The organism is Aristophania sp. ESL1100 (genome assembly GCF_058511235.1).
Genome location: NZ_CP196394.1, coordinates 1,870,199 through 1,893,001 on the forward strand (window position 1 = coordinate 1,870,199; position 22,803 = coordinate 1,893,001).

General features: G+C 49.5%; 10 protein-coding genes. 2 read left to right on the forward strand and 8 right to left on the reverse strand.

Annotated elements, in window-relative coordinates:
- Positions 1-2 precede the first annotated feature (2 nt).
- The 7 genes from ACSYSY_RS08590 to ACSYSY_RS08620 form a co-directional block, all read right to left on the reverse strand.
- Positions 3-1,817, reverse strand: a complete 1,815-nt coding sequence (locus ACSYSY_RS08590) for an AMP-binding protein (protein WP_491707147.1) — start codon at positions 1,815-1,817, stop codon at positions 3-5.
- A complete protein-coding gene (locus ACSYSY_RS08595) occupies positions 1,814-8,269 on the reverse strand; it encodes an SDR family NAD(P)-dependent oxidoreductase (protein WP_491707148.1) in 6,456 nt (2,151 codons plus the stop codon). Before ACSYSY_RS08595 ends, ACSYSY_RS08590 begins: the two co-directional genes overlap by 4 nt.
- Before the next feature lie 26 nt (positions 8,270-8,295).
- Entirely contained in the window at positions 8,296-9,792 is a 1,497-nt protein-coding gene (locus ACSYSY_RS08600; RefSeq protein WP_491707149.1) for an AMP-binding protein, read from the reverse strand.
- A gap of 56 nt (positions 9,793-9,848) precedes the next feature.
- Entirely contained in the window at positions 9,849-13,703 is a 3,855-nt protein-coding gene (locus ACSYSY_RS08605; RefSeq protein ID WP_491707150.1) for a Hint domain-containing protein, read from the reverse strand.
- A 369-nt stretch (positions 13,704-14,072) separates the two neighbouring features.
- Positions 14,073-16,214: a protein-disulfide reductase DsbD family protein gene (locus ACSYSY_RS08610; RefSeq protein WP_491707151.1), complete on the reverse strand. Its 2,142-nt coding sequence runs from the start codon at positions 16,212-16,214 to the stop codon at positions 14,073-14,075.
- A 116-nt stretch (positions 16,215-16,330) separates the two neighbouring features.
- Positions 16,331-17,467, reverse strand: a complete 1,137-nt coding sequence (locus tag ACSYSY_RS08615) for a YncE family protein (RefSeq protein WP_491708264.1) — start codon at positions 17,465-17,467, stop codon at positions 16,331-16,333.
- Between the two features lie 302 nt (positions 17,468-17,769).
- On the reverse strand, positions 17,770-18,570 hold the full coding sequence (locus ACSYSY_RS08620; protein ID WP_491707152.1) for a creatininase family protein: 801 nt from the start codon (positions 18,568-18,570) through the stop codon (positions 17,770-17,772).
- Between the two features lie 720 nt (positions 18,571-19,290).
- Between ACSYSY_RS08620 and ACSYSY_RS08625 the strand changes: the two genes are divergently transcribed.
- Positions 19,291-19,839 carry a DUF2721 domain-containing protein gene (locus ACSYSY_RS08625; RefSeq protein WP_491707153.1) on the forward strand — a complete coding sequence of 183 codons (549 nt, stop codon included), beginning with the start codon at positions 19,291-19,293 and terminating at the stop codon, positions 19,837-19,839.
- Here ACSYSY_RS08625 and pstS read toward each other — a convergent pair.
- Positions 19,836-20,861, reverse strand: coding sequence for a phosphate ABC transporter substrate-binding protein PstS (gene pstS, locus ACSYSY_RS08630; RefSeq protein ID WP_491708265.1), 1,026 nt, complete (start codon positions 20,859-20,861; stop codon positions 19,836-19,838). The genes ACSYSY_RS08625 and pstS overlap by 4 nt on opposite strands.
- A 189-nt stretch (positions 20,862-21,050) precedes the next feature.
- On the opposite strand from pstS, the gene ACSYSY_RS08635 reads away from it, so the two are divergent.
- Complete coding sequence (locus ACSYSY_RS08635) at positions 21,051-22,778, forward strand: hypothetical protein (protein ID WP_491707154.1); 1,728 nt, start codon at positions 21,051-21,053, stop codon at positions 22,776-22,778.
- The last annotated feature ends 25 nt before the right edge of the window (positions 22,779-22,803 follow it).

The window sequence follows — 22,803 nt, forward strand, 5'->3', positions numbered from 1 at the left end:
ATTTATAGAATTATCGGGGGATGATCGAGAATATTAACTGTTTCCAATTCAACATCGGTAAAAAGATACTCCCCAATAAAAGGCAACGATTTCTCCCTATAGGCATCCTGCGTTGCTTTCAAACGAATTTTTCCGCTGGGAGTCCGGCTGATACTACCTGCCCTCACCAGAATGATCTTTACCATTTTAACAGGACATATTTCTTTTAAAGCGCGTGCCATTTTGTAAGCAAGAGTCTTTTCCTGCTCAGACAACGCCGCCGGGGAGATTTCCCCCAGGACACACACCACTTTCTCTTCCTGGAAAATTGCCAGACTCCGCGTGCTGAATAGCGGGCATTTATGGCGCACAACACCGGCCAGGTCGTCCGGGTCGAAACACCGCCCCCCAATCATGAGGCGGTTCTCCATCCGGCCCATAATATAAACCTCTCCCTGATGGAGAAAACCCATATCCCGGCTTCTGAAATAGCTTTCTCCCTCCAGCATGAGACCAAACCTTTCACGATTCTCCTGTTCGCGATTCAGATAGCCCCGTGAAACGCTGGGACCACTCAACCAGAGTTCACCTACGTGATCCTCTCCCAGAACACGGCCACTCTCAGGGTCAACCACAGCAATTTTATGATCTTCAAGAACTTTGCCACAACTTGCCAGAACACGTTCATCCTGCCCGTCTTCAGGCGGGATGACGTTCCCTTGTGTCAAAGCCGAACGGGAAAAGGCCTTAAAGGAAACGCCTGTCTCCCCCTTCTTTGGAACGTGACGCGCTCCACTTGCAATTCCCAATGTCGTTTCAGCCATTCCGTAACCGGAATAGATAAAGGTTTCCGAGAGGCCGGCTTCAGAAAAACGGTCAATAAAGCGTTCAACCGTCTCTTTCTCAATCAGTTCCGCCCCGATAAGGGAGCGTTTCCAACAAGAAAGGTCGAGTGTTTTTAATGTCTCATCAGAGATGGACCTGGCGCACAGATCATAGGCAAAATTGGGGCTGGCCGTAAAAGACACCCGATAACGGCTGATGACTTTCAACCAACGTTCAGGTTTTTCAACAAAATGGAATGGGGACATGAGTATGCAGGGCCCACCCATCGTCAGCCCCACCATTAACCCTGTTATCAACCCCATATCATGAGAAAGTGGCAGCCAGCTCACTCCCACAGCTCCATCATAGAGCCCGACGGTGCCCAGCATCAGAAACAGATTACAGCCCAGATTATAATGCGTAATCTGCACGCCACGGGGGCGCCCTACGGATCCGGACGTATATTGCACAAAAGCAACCTCATGAACGTCCACTGCATGGCGCCTGTAAAGAGGCTCGGCTTTTTCGGCCGCCTCAAGCGGAATCCATTTTACAGAAGGAGCTCCTGCAGGCAGCATTCGCCGGAAATCAAGCAGGGTCTGACGTAAACCGATTACGGCGACTGCCTTTGAATCTTCCAGAATATCCACCAGCCGTGAGACACTTTCCGGCGCAGTTGGATACACACCTGAAACCGGAATCACATTGGCATAAACGCACCCAAAAAGCCCCGCAATCGCCTCAAGTCCATTTTCAAAACATAAAACAACGTGAGAGCGTTCGGGCACAAAACGGGCAATCAATCCAGCAACACGACATGCCCATTCATGGGCCTCTCCCTGAGTCATGTCCTGCGTAATGGACTCACCATCACCAATATAGCTGAACTGCTTATAGTCAGGCGCTATATGAGCCCTGTAACTGAGTATTTCATCAAGAGTGGATTTTTTCCAGTCCAGGAATACATGCCCGTCTCCATGATGATAAAGATGATACGCACTCGCCTCACTCATGCGATTTTCTTTTCAGATACGTCATCATTATCAGGAAGACATGCTTTACCCGTATTCAGGCTTGCTGCCTGACGCAACAGTGAACGTGACATTTCTATAATCGTTTCATTCCTGGCCAGAAGCACAAGAGAGATATCCACCCCAAACTCGGAACGAATAGCCGTTTGCAATTCCACCCCGGCCAGTGAATCAATGCCCAGTTCCGATAGCCGCGCATTATCACTGATCGTTTCCGGATCAATCTGTAATACGGTGCCGAGCTGGCCCTTCAGGCGCATCAGGACATAATCCAGCCGCTCTGTTTCCGGCATGGCAAGAAGAATCCGCAAACCGTCAGAAAGACCCCCTTTACGGCTTTCCTGCTTCACGGCTGCAAAACGGGCCATATTTTCCAGCCACGTCAACACCGTGAATGCCTTGCCCCAGTCAATATCAACGACCGAAACCACAGCCTGATTAACCCGCAGAAGGACCGGCAGGAAAGACAGCGCCTTTTCAGCGTCCATGGACGTGACGCCAGCAGCCTCAAAGAGGCGACCGGCTGTTTCGTTGCGTGCGAGCATACCCACTTCCGCAATACCGCCCCACTCAATGGACAAGGCGGCTTCACCAGCCTTATGGCGCCTTTCTGCAAGAGCATTCAGCCAGCCATTTGCGGCAATATAGGGGCTTTGACCAGGGTTCCCGATCTCTGTCGTAAAAGAGGAATAAAGCACAAAATAATCAAGATCCATGCCCCTCGTTGCCTCATCAAGGAAGCTGGCCCCCAGAACTTTAGGCGCCATGACATCGGCAACTATGTCGCCTGTCAGATGAGGCAATGTCCGGTCATCAACCACGCCAGCTGCATGGAAAATCCCTCGCAAGGGAAGCGGCGCTGCTTTTAGTTCCGTAATAAGCGATTTAAGGGCTGTTTCATCGGTTACATCCAGCAGATGAATTTCGACAACAGCCCCGGACGCTCCAGCAATTTTTTTGAGGGTTTCAAGAGCTTTCTGCCCCTCCGGCTGCACCGGCATGCGTCTGCCAACCAGATGAAGGGCTCCTGCACCCTGGCGCAGAAGAAATTCTGCCGTTTTAAGACCAAACCCGCCCATACCGCCAGTAATCAGATAGGCCCCGTCTTTTTTTATAACCGGCTGTTTCTTTTTAACCGGATGGACCTTGATCTGATTCAAATCCTCAAAGGACAGAACCACTTTTCCAATATGCCTTGAAGAGGCCATATAACGGAAAGCCTCTATGGTTTTGGACACAGGAAACACCTTATGTGGCAGGAGGCTTAATTTCTGCTCTCGGGCATAATGGAGAATATCCGTCATCATCTGCCTGAGACGATGATGAGGCATGAGGCGATCCATATCAAACGAGAAGAAAGACAAATTCTCGTTAAATGGCGTCAAATCAAGGCGGTGATGCTCCACAATATCGCGTTTGCCGATTTCGACAAAACGCCCCATTGGAGCCACAAGTGAGAGACTATGTGTCAGAGCCTCCCCAAAGAGGGAATTAAGAACAACATCCACCCCGCGCCCGTTCGTCGCCTTGCGGATACCGTCTACAAATTCCAGCGTGCGGGAACTCCATACACCAGCACATCCCTGCTGGCGCAGATACTCCCTTTTTTTCTCGCTTCCTGCCGTTGCATAAATTGTCGCTCCCTGCATAAGGGCAATCTGGATCGCCGCCTGCCCGACCCCACCGGCACCGGCATGAATCAGCACCGTCTCTCCTTTTTCCAGACGAGCGAGATGCATCAATGCATAATAAGCTGTCACAAACACAACAGGCGTACCCGCAAGAGCCGCTTTGCCGTAAGAGAGAATTTCCTCATTGAGGGGGAAGGCACTTCCCTCCAGTCTTTCCGCAGGATAGACGCGGTAGAGCGAAAAGCTTTCGGGATACACAAAAACGAGCAGATCACCGACTTTTCGGTCCGTCACCTTTTCTCCCACGGCTGTGATCTCAACCACAGCCTCCATGCCCAGATGGTCGCCATTATAAGTGCCTTCAACGACCGATTCCGGCAGTAACGACATGGCCTTAAGAATGTCTTTGAAATTAAGACCCGCCATCAGCGTTTTAACGGTGACTTCTTCCGGTCCCGGTTGAGGGACTTCGTACGCCTGCCAGCTCAGTGCCTCAAAGGTTCCCTTGCTGCTCGTCTGAAGACGTATCCCCAGCCGTCCATCCTGACTCCCCTCAAGCGATTCAAAAGGGACAGCCTCTGGCTCAGGATTTAAATTGGCTTTTACCAGCCTTTCAACAAAGCGTTTTCTGTCACGCAGAGCCACAGTCTCTTCCGAAACCCCTTCCATGACCAGTTCGGCTGCAAGATCTTCCAGAAGGGGCGCGGCCATAATAGAGGGAACGTCAATGATACGGACTGAAAGATCCGCGCGCTCGCTCTGAACGCCGCGAAAGAAAGAGGCCACTGCCCGTTGTGACGGAAAAACGGTCTCATTCTGGCCCGCGACTTCATAAGCGCCGCGCGTCACAACGATAAAGGTCACAGGCTTTCTGCGCCTATGCATCGGAAGCCTGTTAATCAGGGAAAGCGCCTTCTGTACGTCTCTTATAGCGCTTTCACCGTCCCCTTTGTCAGGCTCCTGGAAATAGACGACAGAGCGTAATTCCATAAGAGTTTTATCACGGGAAAAGAGGTCATCCACGCCCTCATCTTCAAGAGAGCGGAATGAAAGCGCCTCCATTCCGTTTTCTTCAAAAACTGATTTCAATTGCGCAGCAAGACCTGCACCATCGCCAATTAAAGCCAGTTTCAATGGTTCATTAAGCAAAACCTGTTTTTCAGTCACAACCCAGGATGGAGACAACAAAAAGCGCCCAACTTGACTTGCTTCATCATGACCCGCTCGTGCCAGACGGCGGCATTTCAGGCCGAGAATTTCCATCAGCGGCTCACCATCAGCTGTATAGAGGGTCAAATCCGCTTCAATGCGATCTTTGCTCTGAGCTACAGCTTTAGCAATGACAGTCACAGACTCACATTTCTGCCCCATATAGCTGATGCGCCGGATTTCTGTGGGTACAAAAAGGCTGTCTTTTGCTCCCTCCATCCTGAAAGCACCGATCGCAGCATGCAAGGCACCATCAAGAAGCGCAGGGTGAATAAAATAATGATCACATTCAGCTTTTTCCGCCTCTTTCAAGGCAATTTCACCGACTGAAATTCCCTCTCCCCGGTAAAGGGCGTTCAAAGTCTGAAAGGAAGGACCGTAATTCATGCCGTAATCAGCAAGTTCCTTATAGACGTCAGATCCCTCAAACCGTGTCATATTCTGACAAAGTGCCCCGGGCTCTATAGACTCTTTTTCCCAGGGGGCTGCCTGAAGCACCGTAACCTGGCCATGAACCTGCCAGTCACCATTCAGAGCCATCGTCTCACTGGTAAACGTCAATTTTCGTGACTCTTCATCAAAGCACCAGGCCATGACAGGAACAGCCCCCTCCTGCAACACAAGAGGAGCATTCAGGCGAAAATCCTCCAGAACAGCTGGTGCTCTGGATTCAATCTGATTATGAGCCGCAATTGCCGCTTCGATATAGGCCGCTGCCGGGAAAAGGGTCACACCATCAATGCGGTGATCAACCAGCCATGGCATGATGACAGCGGTCATATTTGCCTGCCATGACCGCCCGGGATTCAAAGATGGTGTCCCCAGAACGGGATGAACCGTCATATCAAGGCGGTCCCGGCGTGCTGCCTCAGCTTCCTGCCAGCGTGCCTCCTCTGCGCACCATTTATAGGGAGGCAGCGCCACTCTGGAAGGAGACATGATCAGGCGCCAGTCAGGCTCTGCCCCAGCCAGAACCAGCCCAACCAAGGCTCTGGTCAAATGAAGCAGATCATCTTCCTTACGCTTCAGCGTTGCACAGACAGAGACTGTATGCCGTGTTTCCTCGGCACAGGCTTTAATGGAAGGTGATAAGACCGGATGGGCGGCTATTTCGAGAAATACAGCATAATGATCTTCCAGCAAGTGCCGCATGACATCAAGAAACAGGACAGGATCACGGGCATTCTTATACCAATAAGCAGCGTCATGCCGCTCTGCCGGATCCCATTTTCGCCCCGTCGCAGTGGAATAAAGGGGCGTATGAGGTTGACTGGTCTGGATATCCGCAAGAGATGAAAGGAAATCGTCCCTGATTTCTTCCATGAAGGGACTGTGATAAGGTAGATCGACTTTTAAAAAGCGCGTAAAGACATCCTCGTCTTCACATTCTGCCGCAAGCCTTTCCAGATCGGCCCTATCTCCTGCCAATGTGCAGGAAGCCGGAGCATTGACCGCAGCAATAGAGACCCTGCCTTCAAAGGATTCTATCCTTTCTTTCAGGACTTCTGCGCTCAGCCCGACGGCCAGCATAACGCCTTTCCCCTCAAGGGAGGCCTGAAGGCGGCTGCGATGGTAAATAACCTTGACGGCATTGGCTAAATCCAGAGCCCCGGCGACATAGGCAGCAGCAACCTCTCCTACACTATGGCCCGTAATGGCTCCTGGTTTTACGCCCTGTTGTCTGAAAAACTCAGCAAGGCAGATTTGCAGCAGAAAGATAGCCGGTTGCGCAATAACCGTTTCCTGAATACGGGACTCTTCTTCTGACCGAAATAATTCTTCAAGAATGGACCAGCCGGAAAGCGCATGAAACACCCTGTCACATTCCTGGGCCAGATGGCTGACTGATCCTTCTGCTTTCTGCAGAAAATCCCGCCCCATTCCCCACCATTGAGGCCCCATACCGGAAAAGACAAAAACGGGCTGTATGTTCCCATCCGCAACCGCCTCACCCGTATAAAGGGCAGGATGCGTCGCCCCTTTTGCCAGAGCCTGTAAAGCGGTCTGTCCCTCTTCAGACTCATTCTCTCCATTATGGGGTAAAATAACCGCCCGATAACGAAAATGCGTGCGATACATGGCCGCAGAAAAACAGAGTGCTTCCCACCCTTTACAGCTCTCACTGCCAATCAGGGTTGCATAAGAATCTGCCAGAGCCTGTAGGGATTTTTCAGAGAAAGCCGAAATAACAAGAGGGATCCGTCCTGATAATCCTGAAATATCCGCACATTTCGCTCCGAATTTTTCACTCAGTTTGCGTTGTGCGTTTTCTGACTCTGATTGTGTCGGGCGACGAAGCAGCGCGACGGCATTGGTTCCGCCATATCCAAAAGAATTGACCAATGCGTAAAGGGATTCGGTCTCCGGCAACGATACGGCTGCCTGATAGGGGACATCAACTTTATAATCCGCAAAAGGAATTTCCGGATTCAATTCGTGCAGATTAGCCTGAGGTGGCACTTTCCGATGTTCAAGACATAAAAGGGCTTTCAGAACTCCCAACGCCCCTGCTGCTGCTTCTGTATGACCGAGATTGGCTTTGATAGAGCCAACAATCACTTTCTGCCCGTCTGGGAGGTGACAGCCAATCGCCTGACCAATGGCTCTGGCTTCTATCGGATCTCCGACAGGAGTACCCGTACCGTGAGCTTCCACGTAGGCGATCTGATCGGGTGTTACGCCAGCTTTCCTCATAACGTCCGTCATGAGTATTTCCTGTGCTTCCGCACTTGGCATGGTCAGGACAGGTGTGCGGCCATCCTGATTCACCCCGCTCCCACTAATGACGCCCTGAATATCGTCGCCATCACGCATGGCGTCTTCCAGGCGTTTCAGAGCGAAAAGAACGCATCCTTCCCCACGCCCATAACCATCGGCTGAGGCATCAAAACTTTTGGAACGGCCATCTTTTGACAGGAAATGGCCTTTTGTCATTAATAAGGCCGTTTGCGGAGAGAGCATGAAATTCACCCCGCCCGCAATCGCAAGATCACAATCACCTAACTGCAGGCCATTACAGGCCTGGGCAATAGCGACAAGTGATGATGAACATGCCGTATCAATCGACATGGCAGGACCCTGCAAGCCATAAACATGAGCCAGACGTGCTGCCAGCATGGTCATAGGGGCCGCTGTTGCTGCATATTGGTCACGCACGAGCGCCCGCATATAGGGGCTCCCACACTGGACCATATGATCCTGCGTAAACCCGCCAATAAACACACCAGTACGCGTCTTCTGTAAATCCGCTGGAATGAGATCGGCATTTTCCATTAAATGCCAGCTAGTTTCCAGCAACAGGCGCTGCTGAAAATCCATCATCATCCCTTCTCTGGGAGAAATTCCATAAAACAGGGGGTCAAAATCCAACGAACCGGGGGAAAGAAAATTCCCCCAGCGCATTGTTGTCTTGCCAGGCGTCTGGGCTACTGGGTCATAAAAATGGCCAATACTCCACCGATCTGATGGAATTTCAACCAATGCCTCACGCTGATCGAGAAGAAACTGCCAGAGTGCCTTTTTGTTTCCTGGTTGTTGCGGCAATGTAAAGCCTACACCAATGATAGCAATTTCAGTCAATTGCTCTGCACTCATATTTAACGGCCCCTTATGTCTTATATTCAATCGTCATTTTTTTTCGATTTCAAATATAATGACATGCTGTTTTTCAATTTTTGACGATCAACCAGCCCGTTTTCACCATATGGGATAGTTTCAACCCATATAACAATTACAGGAGGAAGATCGTTATAACGTTTATGCAAAGATTTTGATATATCTTCACTATCAAGTTTTTCATGATTAATTAAAGCACAATAAAGTGCCTCATTTCCATTTTCATCAATGATTATAAAAGAAGCCGCATCTATTACAGAGGAATTATCCTTTACAATCGCATCGATAATGGAAAGATCAAATTTAGCACCCCCCAGGGCCACCAGATCATCATTTCTCCCCGTTATATGAAGTTCTCTCCGGGTTGAAAGATACCCTCTGTCCCCTGGATAGAACCATCCATCCTGAAAGCGGCGCTGACTGTACCCTGGCTCCCCTCTGTAAGAACGTGCCATACCTACAGTGCGGACACGGATCGTCCCTCTTTCTCCTATGGGAAGCGGAACACCCTCTTCATCCACAATTTCAACATTCGCCCAGGGCAACACAGACCCAACACTCTGATCACTTCCCCTTAAAGGGGCGGAAATTTCTGTCACAAGGCCACATTCATCTGTCCCGTAGGCTACCGTGACATGCGGCGTAACACGCTTGAGCGTCTCCTTCAGCAATGCATCGGACAAAGCCGCCCCGACCACTGTTAAATAAATATGGGAAAGAGATTTCGCTCCAGGGGGAAGCGCTTTGAGAAGATGTGTCAGGTGTGAGGGCGTCATAATGACAAAGAGAGGCTGTCCTCTCGCAATCTCCAGCCCTATATTCTGGTTATTTACTTCACGGACCATGGTCGCACTGGCAAGCGCAGCCGCAACAATCAGAAAAGCACTGTGAGAGGCCGGACTGATTGTGCACAGCAAATCGGGCTTTCTCTTCTTTTGATAAGCAATTTCCAATGCAGCATGACTATCCTGATAAATAAAACGCAGGATCGCCGTTTCAATATCAGAGAAACTGAAGGCCAGAGCATGAAAATTTTTGTCTGTACCCGCCGCTATGGCAATACGGCAGATTGCTCTTGGGTCAACCGGACAAGGAGGGAAATAATCCTCAATTTTATCCGTTTCAACACCGGACAATACGTTCTGGAACCATTCGCGCCCTAATATAAGACTTTTGGAAGTCTTTCCCAGATCACCACCACTCTGGATAATGACATCGGGCTTTAACAGGGTAAGGACCTCATTATGCACGTCATTATCAGGCAAGGAAACTGACGTTAATCCCAAACGGGACAACGCCAGAATAATGATCCAATGATGCCACACATCGGGACACTGAACCGCAACCAACGGAGAGGTCAGTTCTTTCAAATTTTCAAGAACACGCGCAACGCGGCTGACCGATGCCTCCAGCCTCGCAAAACTATACTGTCGCGCTGTTCCCCCTAATGCCAGTGTATCCCCGGAATTACAGGCATTATAGAGAACGAAACGATCGAACATTCATCCCCGCTGATTCCAATAGTCCTGTCGATTATTTCCGCTTTTCCTGAGCGCTGTTAAGCGCTCAGGGCCACACGGTCTTCAAGCACGGATTCATCATCCAGTGGATAAGGCCCACCCGCTTCAATCTGAAGAACCAGGAGAACCTTTTCACCTTCAGAAACCGCACCATATTCAGGAAGAGGAAGCAGAGCATTTCCCGTTGTCCAGCGATGAGGACCAGCCTCAATAACGCTCCACCCCGGAAGATCCTTCTGCTCAAGATGAGATGTCACATCCAGTTTGCGGCCACCAACCCAGAACTCTACATTGCCGACCAGAACGCCAAGGTCACGACGGTCATCAACAAATGGTCCAATCGTCGAAGATGGTCTGAACTGCCTTGAGACCAGACGCACATTCTTTGTCTTACGTGGCAGGGCAAAGACCATCTTGCCTTTATTTTCCCGACTTCTTTCGATAACCGTGCCGTCATCAAGCATGATCTGCAGATCTGACTCTTCTATCAGGCTCTGTTTTGCCGGCTCAACACGCTCTGCCGAATATCCCAGAGCAAGCGCACGATTACGGAAATCATTATAAAGTGGCTCAACAAATTCCCGACTGACTTCAAGAGGAGCTGCCGCATCATTTTCCCACGTCAGCTCTCTCAAATTAATGACACGCGCTACGCCCTGATCATCCAGTTCACTCAGGCTCTGCCTTGTCCCAGTCTCAAGGTGGCTTTCTGTCAGCGTATTATTTGCCCAGATAATGGCATGAGGTTCCGTCTGAACGTGATAATAATCATAGCTGTCCTGCGACAGGTCATAGCGAATCGACGCTCCATTGACCAACATACGAGCAGGAACAAAACGACCATTCAGATAGAAACAATGTTCAGGCGTTACAAAAAGATCCTGTGAAGGCACGCCTGGTGCAAAGGCATCCTTACAGACCTGAACCGGCCAGCCAGCCAGCTCTTCCGGCAAGTCCTTGCGCACAAAGGCCCGTTTACGAATAACGGCTTTTACCGCCCGAGTTTTCTTCTGGTTATCGTCCAATACACAGATAGTATCCCCGGCTTTTACCTCTTCGACCGGAACTTCACCATTTTCAAGACGAATCATGGCTCCGGCAAGGAAACAGGCATAGACAAGCACCGTATTACCCAATCCGTCATCCACTAGCTCAAAATCGCCCTGATTATAGCTCCCGGAGATAGTCATTCCCCATGAATACATGTCAGAACCCTGACCTTCGATAACGGTCAGCTCACCACCATGGAGGACAACCTCTTTATGCTGATCGTCATAATGCATGCCATAAATCTTGATGCTGGCATTTGAGCCCATTGATGTATTAATAAGTATCGCGCCAGAAGCGATTTCGAGCATGCCCCCCATACTACCAGGTTCCTTTGCCCCGGCAATTATCGTCCCTACGGCTGTTCCCCCCGAAGCGATATATGTATGATTCTCGTGGGGAAGGTCACGGGTAAGGCCGCCATCCGAGTCAAAACGACCTCCATCAATTATTGCTCCTATAATGGTGCTACCAGAATCGGCTTTAAGGAGATCGCCATGACCGACTGTCGTACCACTGAGCCAGCCACCACTTGCAACTGTGATTGTCGTAGCTGAAGCACCGGACATAAAGTAGATTGAACCACCTGAACTCACCGAAATGTTTGCGACAGTAGCGCCAGACTGGACCGTTCCATAACCATTACTGGCAATCGTGATCGACTCAAGAGAGGCGCCACTCTGCGCTGTGACGGTACCAAAGGCTCCGGCATAAGCCTCATTAAGTGTTCCGCCATTCCCCACATCTATATGAGCACCCCGATCGACACTACCCTGTGCAACGGTCGCACCATCAGTGATGTGAACATGTCCGAAATCAGTTGCAGTGACTATGTTACCTTCACCCTGGCTACTGAAATCAATCTGACCATCCTTGTTGGCTTCGGCATATCTCACGGTCCCGTTAATATCTACCAAGCCATTATCATGCGCTGAAACGGTATCAACCATGGCGCCACTCTCAAGAGCCAAATAGCCACGATTATGGCCGTCACCCTCTGCAAAAAGTGTGGCACCTGAAATGTGCGGGTCCTCCCCCCATGTTGGATGAGATAATGAGTGACCACCATGGACAATAACCCCTGACCCGATATAGGCACTTGCCCCTGCAAATGAGAGATCGCCTATCGTTGCTCCATCAGAGGCACTTATAACGCCGCCAGATACGGCCTTCGCATCATGAACGCCACCATGGATGATGGCCGTTCCACCCTGGTTATCTCCCAGACCGCCACCATCAACGGAAACCTGATGAGCGAGCGCCCCGTTTTCCAGGATAATAACGCCCCCTGTCCCTGCGGAAACAACCGAGGGCTGGCTCCCCGGGCCACCGAACAGATCGCCAATAATGGAACCACTATCATATTGTACTGTCCCTTTCAGCATGGCCCCATCCGGATGATGCGTGCCACCTATAACAGGGATGGTACTATTAACAACTTCGCCTCCTGAATGGACTTCAGCATAACCGCCGCTCATTGCCAGCGTGTCTATTTTACCTGAAATTTCGGCCGTTCCACCGTTAACCTGAACAGTACCCGCATAATTAGCACCACTCTGAAGATCCAGAAGACCGCCGTAATTTGCAGTTGCTCCAGAGATGTTTGCGCCATCTTCAACAATCACACGGCCACTATTATTGGCCACGATCCCTTCCGCGATAGCGGCACTTTGGACGTCAATATACCCCCCGGAATCCGCTACAACAGACACGCCTGTTCCACCAGCAGATACGTCAATCAAACCACCATCAGCAGCACTACCGCCACTCATGTAACCACCGGATGTAATATCAGCGATACCTCCGGAAACATTTGTCTGAAGGGCACTACCGCCGTTACTGACTACCTCTGTCCCTCCGGACGTAATTGTGGAGGCAGTTGCCGTGCCATCGGATCCTACAATTTCTGTTCCGCCATTGGCTACAACGTCACGGATAACATCGCCTGATGCATAAATACCGGGTGCCGGTTTATTGTCTGTTGCAACATGATCTGCAAGTGGCGACTTGTAATCACCCCCTTTTACGACGATTTTACCGCCATATGCTGCCGTAATTTCCTGCCCATGACCTCCTGAAACCAGAACTTCTGCGCCGTTAACTGCCGTGGATTTGGAAGCAAGCCCTCCATTAACAATCTGTTTCGCATTATGGCCGGAAAAAAGGTTTCCATTAGCAATACCGGTGGACTGAACATATTGCGTGCCAGCGAAACTTCCCCCTAACGCTGTTCCTCCTCTACCCACAACCATCTCGGAGCCATCTTCAAATGTACCCCCCGATACAAGACCACCACTACCAGCGACATTGTAACCCTTGACGGTAAAACCGGGAGCACCTCCCCCCGCCAGTACAAACCCACCGGAATGAACCAATGGGTCAAACAGGGTACCACCTTTATTAATGTTACCTACCGGGTTGTTTCCATCCGAATCCGTCGTCACAACAGAGGCAATTGCAGCCCCGCTGAACCCTACCTCTACGCCGGAGACAATACCTCCCTGCACGGCATCTATAGAGGCATTGGAACCAGCATATCCATTGAAAAGCTTCGCACCATTCGCTACGGCAACAGCCGCTCCATCAAGTGCTGTCGCACCATAAATGACCGCATCACCCCTGGATGCCACGATCATGGATGCGCTTGTCCCTGATGCTCCCGACGCTATGACATTATAAAGTGTCCCTGACGCATTGCCGTCGGACGAACCATTTGTAACGTACAAACTTTTCCGGCCAGCAGGATCTTTATAATTACTATTAACACTGCGAGTCAGATCAGCGGACGCTGATTTCGAGGCTCCAGACATAGTAGAAAATTTGTTTTCAGCATTATCATCGGACATGAGCAAATACCCTGAACAAATGGTGGGTCTTTAGTTGATTGCGGTGAATATAAAATAACAAATATAATTTTTCAAGAATAATCACAATTTAATTCATTACCAACATTGTGACGTCACGCATAATATTGTGTCAAAACTTTGGCAATACAGAGTGCCATAAAAAAAACATTATCTTATTACTAAATTATTTCATTGTGATTATTTAAAACTATTGAAAATCCACTAAAACGCTACGTTCAGACGTGCTCATACGCCCATATCTTATGATTTTACATACGTATGAGCACACTTTTATAAGCACACTGGACAGCGACGCTGCCTTGCTATGCGTTTGTTTTGATTTGGAAAAGGTTTTCTAAACAGCCTTGATCAGTTCTGAGTCAGGGTGGTTATGATTAATCCCGGCGTCAGAATCTGTGGAAGCATTATGCCTTTATGCTCGCCAGTATTAGAGGACTTTTCTGCGGATAAACGAGGCGGATAATAGACATAAAGTGGCACACCATCGCGGCCATAATGCCTTAAATAACGGGAAATCTCTTTACTGCCTTTCGTCCAGTCTCCGACCATGACTGTGACATGATGTTGTCTGAAAGCAGCAAGCGTGGAAGGAATTTTCAAAGCAACACGTTCATTGACAAGACAGGTAATACACCATGATGCTGTCATATCGACAAATACAGGCTTACCCTCTTTGCGAAGTTGTTCGAGTCTTTCATAGGAAAAACCCTCCCATCCTTCCGGCAAGGTGGAAAGATTCTGAGACCTGGCCTGCTGATGACCCTTTATAACAGAGCCTGACGTAACCTGTATAATCAGCATTAAGAAAGCTGAAATAACGCACAATATTATTACACTATAATTGACAATATTCAGTCGCGTATATTTTCCAACAATACGGTTATTTTGTGACATACCATAAATCCATGCTGAAAGGGCCAGTAAAATACCGCCTCCAGCAACAGAAATTATAAAACCTGCCCCATTTTGCAGAGTTCCCACCCAGAGAAGCCACACACAGCTTGCCAATAAAGGAAAGGCGAGAAACTTTTTGAAGACGCCCATCCAAGGACCTGAATGAGGCAAGAGGCTGACTAAAGCAGGAATATTCGCCAAAAGAATATAAGGAAAGGCCAAGCCCAGCCCCATGAAAGTAAAAATCACAATTCCTGTAAAAGCGGAGTGAGATAAAGCAGCCGCGACAGCGACTCCCATAAAAGGAGCTACACATGGAGTCGCAAGAAGAACAGCAACAAAACCGGCCATGACATCATGCCAGCCTGTAATCTTATGATCACGAAGCCCGTCATTCGGACTTACGCCTGTTGACAGAGCCGTCCCGATTTTTCCCAGACCGATATAAAAAACGTCAAACAGATTAAGAGCCAGCAGAAGCAGCAACCAGCACATAAAAGCCACAAAATAGGGCGATTGAAACTGGAACCCCCAACCAACGGCTCTTCCCACCCAACGCAGGGATAAAAGCACGCCGCCAAGTGCTACAAAACTGCCAATGATACCGGCTGTATAATAAAGGGCACTTTTTCTTCGCTCACGTTGTTCAGCCCCTTTAAGCTTAATCAGGGACAGACTTTTCATCGCCAGGACGGGGAATACACAGGGCATCGCGTTCAGGATCATCCCCCCAAGAAACGCACATAATAAAATGAACCCTATATTTTCATGTTCCTCACGAAATTCTGATAAAGGAGCCGCCGCTTCTTCACTCGTTTTCAGAGTCACATAGATAGTCTGACCATGAGAATCCGTAAGGGCCAGTAAACCCTCAGGTCTCTGAGCAGCAAGTTTCTTCCCCAATGCAGAATCCGCTTTCAAAGAAAGCGTTATAAAGCCCTTTCCGACATGGAGTCTCTGCTCTGCATTCGGATCGACAAGGCCTGTTTTAAACGGGAAAAAATAGGCTCGCTGGACCGAGTCTTTTGAAAAAAGACCACTCTTGATAATCAGACTATTATCGGGACTGATTTGCCCTTCGAAAACAGAGGATTGAGGTAAATGCTGTTTTGCCTCTTCAAAGAGAGACGCAGCTCCGGGATTCATGACACTCTGGGAGTCAGAAGGAACTGAAAGCGTAAAATCTTTTTGTTCTGGCACGCAGACTTCTGCGCAAACCAGCCATTCTGCATGTACCTTGAACGTAACAGCACCTTGCCCTGCCAGCTCCAGTAACTGAGGAAGCAGGAAAGTCCCTTCATAAGCATAGGCTGATAAATCTCCCTCTTTCAACAAGATGGGAACGGGCCACTGAATCGGGCCCTGTTTGGCCAGCTTACGGCCCGAAATTGCTATATCGATATGTGGAGCATCTCCCGCAGCGCCGGGATTGATCCAGTAACTGTGCCAGCCCGGCTGCAGGCGAATCTGAATGCCCAATTTAACCGATTGCTCCGGTCCCAGAACATCATGATCAATAATCAGGCGAGCCTGACTATGCGCCCCACTCGCCCACTCTGTTTCAGCAGCATAAAGTGTGCCGAAACAGCCCAGCATGATGAAACAACTCACCATCAGAGTGACAAAAAAGCGGCTGAAGAACCGGAAAATATTCATAAAACAAGGATACCTATGGTGTTATGAAAAATGTCCATAGGTATCCTATCATAATTTTAACGCATGATCCCTGTATGGCCGACACTATAACGACCAGGCTGCGGCCATACGGTCAAACCATGAGGTTCCATACCGACGCCGATTTTTCTCATGCTGCCATCTTCTGTATTAATCGCATAGACGCAGTCATCAAAACGCCCTGAAATCCATAATGTCTTTCCATCGGCGCTTACGTTACCCATATCGGGGCTTCCACCACCAGGAACGGGCCAGTGCTTAATGACTTGCTCTGTATCGGCAGAAATCACCGAGATGCTACCACCAGGGCTATGTCTGCGACCATGAATGGCGTGGCTTCCCCGGTTCGTCGCATAAATCAGCTTGCCATCACGACTTGGATAAAGGCCATGCGTTCCGGGTCCGGAATGAATAAAGCCAACTTCCTTGAAGTTATCTCCATCAATAATGAAAACACCATCTGCCATCATATCGGCAACGTAAAATTTGCGGCCATTACGTGATGTCAGAATATCTTGTGGCATACCACCTTTTGACAGATGCAATATGCCTACCAATTTGCGGTTTACTGTATCAACCTTGGCAAGATAAGGCCCAAACTCACATGTAAAGATGGCATAACGCCCGTCAATCGCAAAGGCTGCATGATTAATGCCCTTACAAGCCGGTATATCGAGCTTTTCAATTGGCTGCATTGTCTTCGGATCACGGAAATCCAGCCTCTGACGTGCTTCAGCAACGACAATCGCTGTTTTTCCATCAGGCGTGAAATACAGATTATAAGGATCATCCACCGCAACTGACTGACCCGTTTTTCCTGTAACGGGGTCAATTGGCGTCAGAGAACCATCGGTCCGCCTTTCACTATTATTGGTAACCCATAATGTCCGCAGGTCCCATGAAGGCACAACATGTTGAGGTGAATGCCCCACTTTGAGAGTGCCAACCACCTTCATTAATTTGGGATCAATCACAGAAACTGTGTTGCTCCTCAAATTGGGGACATAAACTCGCACCAGATGATTTTTGACAACGGGAGATAATTTATCAACACCTTCCGTCTCGCTGTAAAGATCATTCGGATTAATAACAGGCGGCATACCGGGAATTGTCTTTATGGCACTCGCAATAGCCGGGCTGAAATCATTGTGCCTTTCCAGCGCTGTATGATCCATCTCATGTGAGTAATTCTGGAAACTGGGAGATGGAGCTAGCTCTGGAGACAGCGATGGGGCCGGCGCCGGCGCTTCATTATGGAAAGAGGCCTGTGGGGGAGCCCCATCCTCAAAGTCCGGGAACAGATCATGATGCGCAGGAGCCTCGCTCTCATAATCCGGGAACACATCATCATTCAGCATGGACATGCCGTCGATAAACTGCCCCTCTGACGAATCAGGTGTGGGCTGATACTCGTCAGCCAGACTGGCTGTTCCCAGGCTCACAAAAGCACAGGCTGCCACCAGCGCAATTTTGTACTTCATGGGGAACTCCTGTTAAAACTCTCAATAGATCTGACTGCTGTATCAAGCTGCATTTCTGTTCCTATCCGGCCTATTTCAGCCGTAGCTGGTCTGGGATCGCCACCATAAACACCATCTTTCGAAGAGGGTTTGGCGGCATGTTTTAAAGCATCAAGACGCACAAGCGATGGATCAACAGCCAACATAAGCGATGTATCACTGACGTCGGCATGTTTCCCTACAGCATATCCCAGACCCATGGTTTTTAACTTCTGAGCATATGCACCAGGGACAACATCGTAAAATTCTTTTACATATAGAATACGGGCTTTAGTCCCATTCTTTTTCCATTCAGCCTCAAGTTTTTTCAGGACTTCTGCAAGCTGGGCCTGATAACCACCATGATCACCGAGGAAAATAATCGTTTTAAAACCCTGCACCTGTAAACTTTCCGCCGCCCCCTTGATAAGACCTCCAAAAACTTCGGGAGAAACAGATAATGTCCCGGGAAAACGCATATGAGATCGCCTTGGAGACGTCGATCCTTCCGGCACGTAAGCTATAACAGGGGCAACAAGACTCTTCCCAAGCCGTGACGCAATCTCGTCAGCCAATCGCTGCGCCCGGACATTGTGCTTGCCGACGGCGATATAAGGACCACTTTGCTCTGTCCCACCAATCGGCACGATAACCGTCGTCGTTCCAGCTTTTAAGGCCTGGTCGATTTCAGTCCATGTATGACACGTTAACTCTACCTGTGAGGCAAGCCCTTCGCAGCTCTGTGCATTTGCAACAGACGTTGAAAGCGCCACAGCCAAAGAAAAGGTAAGAATTTTTATAGTGGGAGAAAAGGAGCATTTCGGAGAGGATGTAAGGCTCGCAAACCCTCTCAGAAAAGAATGCACTAAAGGCAAGGGACTCCATGGAAGGATAGAAGATCTCCCCAAGAGCTTTTCATGATGCAATATAATCAGCCCCCCTTCTACGAATTAAAGACATTTTCTTCCAGAATCTCTAGAACACAGGAATTATCATTACTGTCACGAATAATTTGTCTATTTTTAAATCCCCCTTATATAGTCCTGAATAAAGACTTCAAGAGGGATAAAACTCTTTGCTGATTTTTATCAGACAGAAAAAAGGGTTTTTCAGACATTCTGTCAACTACCTCCAAGAAGGTATAACCTTATATCAGACCACAGAACGACCGATATTATTTAACGAGACATTAATAAAATACCATGAAATTCAATTGGTTATTTAAATAATCAAAAATCCCCTTAAAAAACCACGAAATTTTTTAGTGAATTAGACATTCCCCAGACTCCGAAGTCCTTCAGTCAATGACAGGTAAAGCTGTCACCTCTATCAGCTATACGGCCAATAAGGATATGAAAGAGGACTGTCTTTTCTAAAGCTTCTTTAATAACCTATTGAAAGAGCTATATAGTCTGGCTATATTTCCTCAACGTCTGAAATACACATTCAGGATAAATTAAATATTTTTTAAGATTATCTTCTTATCGTAAGAAAATTCCATGAATTTCCCACTATACGCTGCTGACCCGGATACTGTTGATAGCGCCGCCCATCTGATTCAGGTTGCCTTGACGCCTGTTTTTATGCTTTCCGGCATCGGAACACTGATTAACGTCTTCAATACCCGCCTTTCGCGCGTTTCCGACCATCTTGAAGATATTAACAAACGTCTCGCCCAGCCCCCCTCAGAGGAGGATAGCGAGCCCGATCCTTATTTTACACCCGCACGACTAAGAGTGCATCAGATCCGGTTGCGGCGTAGAATCTTCGTTCTGGACCTGGCTATCATTCTCAATGGCTGTGGTGGAGCCTTTACCTGCGGCTCTGCTATTGCCTTATTTGTCGGTTCAATCAGGGATGCTGTCACATCGACCTGGCTGATCTTCCTCTTTGGAGCAGCCTTGACCTGCACCGTGGCTGCTTTATCCGCCTTTCTGGCAGATACTATTTTAAGCTGGCATGGACTGAAGCATGATAGAGAGGACATGCTTCAGCAATATGAAGCAACTCTTGCCAAAAAAGAGGACCCTCCCAAGCCAGGCGCCTAGTTTTCCGACCATCTGGCGAGGATTGCCGAGCGAACTTTTTCAGGGAGCCCCACATAACCCAGAGACTGCTCAATAGAGTGGCCCTGCTCAAACCCCCATTGGAAAAAGCGCTTTACAGCGGCACCTCCTGGCGTTTTCATGTCACGGCGCGGGATTAGGGCATAAGTCGCCGAAACAATAGGCCAGCTTCCAACGCCTGGCTGCCCCAGTAAATTGACTGTAAATCCGGAAATGCCCTGCCAGTCAGCGGCTTCTGTCGCTTGCGCCAGACTTTCCAGCGTAGGCAGAATAAAGGTTCCCGCCTGTGTTTTAAGCCTGACAACAGGGAGGTGATTTCCCTCTGCATAAGCGAACTCCACATAACCCAGAGTTCCTTCTGTCTGCCTTACCAGAGCGGCAATGCCGTCATTCCCCCTCGCTCCTGCACCTCCTGGCCATTCCACAAGTGTCCCTGCACCAATGCTGCGTTTCCATTCCGGTGAAACCTGGGAAAGATATGAGGTAAAGACGTAACTTGTCCCCGAGCCATCAGCGCGGTGAATGGGAACAATTTCCTCATCAGGCAGGCTGGTCCCGGGATTTAAGGCCTGGATTCTGGCATCATTCCAGTTCGTAATCGTTCCTGCGTAAATGGCTGCCAGAGTCGGGCCATCGAGATTCAGTGTATTTTGCGCCACACCACGTAAATGAACGATCAGAACAACGCCGCTCATAACGGTCGGGAACTGATAAAGCCCTGCTTTTTTCAAAGCCTCATCACTCATCGGCTTATCAGTCGCCCCGAAATCGACCGTCCCTGCTATGACCTGATCCTGCCCTGCCCCGGAACCAATCGACTGATAATTCACCTGCACTTTGGTCTTAGAGGACGCCGCCGCGGCCCATCCTTCATAAACAGGTGCCGCAAAACTTGACCCCGCTCCCGTGATGGTCACTTCCTGAGAAGCCGGTGCCGTGCTTTCAGCATGCACACAGGCAGTACCTGCCAATCCCCCCATCAATGAAAGACTGCCCAAGACCATTCTTACGTATAAAGCACGATTGAAGCGCACAATGCCCCCCGATGAACACACTATCAGCCGCAGCCCTTGTAGCACCGGACACACACTATGACACCAAAATAAATTCTTAACGACTTTTAGACTATTGACAGCCTAAGATCATTGTTATGGAGACATTCAGTCCTTACACAGACCCGAAAGGTTGCCTGCTTGACGCCTTTGCCTCGTCTCAGACTCAGGATCATTTTTTTCACTGCATTAGGCACCGTTATTTTTATCCCCGGCAGCCGGGCTTCCCCAACAACGGCGGACTCCATCGCCATCATGGAAAAACAGATCCATGCCCTACAGCAGCAACTGACGCAGCTTAAGATTAAACAGGAAGCAGAAAACAAGCGCGTCAGAGCCCAACTGGCCCGGCAACGCGACTTAATAGAAGCCAATCCCTATGCCTCCCGAGCTTCCTTATTAGGAAACGCCGGCAATTCAGAGTTTGACCACAGGACCGAGGGACGTCTGACCCTCAGAGGGGCTGACTATGAGCCTCTCGCTCCTTCCCTGACGGCTTCAACGCCTGAGGGAATTCTCACCGCCACGCCGCCAGCGCACCCGGATCTTTATAAACCTCTCCGCCGTGGCCAACTCCAGATTGGCGGTGTGCGTCTGACATTGGGGGGCTTTCTGGAAGCTGCGACAATCTGGCGCTCCCGCCACACAGGCTCTGATATCGCAACGGGCTTTAATGCCATCCCCTGGGGGAACCAGCCTGCACATCATATGAGCGAATTCCGTCAATCAGAACGGCAGAGCCGCCTTTCCTTGTTAGTGGAAGGCATGATTACCAGAAGACTTGAAGCAGATGCTTATGTCGAGACCGATTTTCAGGGGTCAGGGTCTTCATCAAACTCACGGCAGTCCAATTCCTATGTTCCCAGAGCCCGCGTTGTCTATGGGGAACTCAAAGATGAGGCTGATGGGCTTTACTTTCTCGGAGGACAAAGCTGGTCGCTCCTGACCTTGTTCAATAAAGGCATGTTCGCCCGTGATGAGCAGACCCCTCTCGTTATTGAAGCGCAGTACGTACCAGGGTTTAACTGGACCCGTAACCCGCAATTACGCGTTGTCAAAACCTTTGGGAAAGAGGAACGCTATGCGTTCGGGCTCTCAGTTGAAAATCCAAGTGCCGTTCCTGCGGGCAAGGCTTATGGCCATGTGACCGACCATGTCAGCGGCACAAATGTGAATAACCCCAACACCTTTTACACCACAGACCCTGCCCCGGACCTTATTGCCAAAATTGCCGCTGATCCAGGATGGGGGCATTATGAACTCACAGGAATCATGCGCTTTTTCCGCAGCCGGTCGAGCAGGAATGGTGATGGTCAGAACCACACCATTATGGCCGGTGGAGGGGGCGGCGGTCTTATCCTCCCGCTTATGGAGAACGCCCTTTATTTTCAGGCTTCAGGCCTTGTCGGGCAGGGGCTGGGGCGTTACGGCTCTGCCAACATGCCTGACTACACGTACCGCCCTGATGGCGGGCCCAAGGCTCTCCCTGAAGCCAATCTTCTTGTCGGGCTTTACGGTATGCCCCTCAAGGACCTGACCCTCTACAGCTACGCCGGCGCCGAAAAGGTTTTACGGCGCAAAGCCTTCGACCATGATGGCGATCATTTCGGTTACGGAAATCATGGTTATGATATGAGCGGCTGTAAAAGTGAGCTTTCTACCGTATGTGCCGCTTCAGGCAACGTCCGAACAGTCGCAGAGGCCACGGCCGGGTTCTGGTATACAGCGGCAAAAGGTGATTACGGCACGATCCGCATTGGAGGGCAATATGCCCATATCTACCTTGACGCTTTTTCCGGTATCGGTGGGAAACCCCACATAAATGCGGACATGTTTTTTATGTCTTTGCGCTATATGCCATTCAATTAACCGTAATTTCCATATATCACAGCAG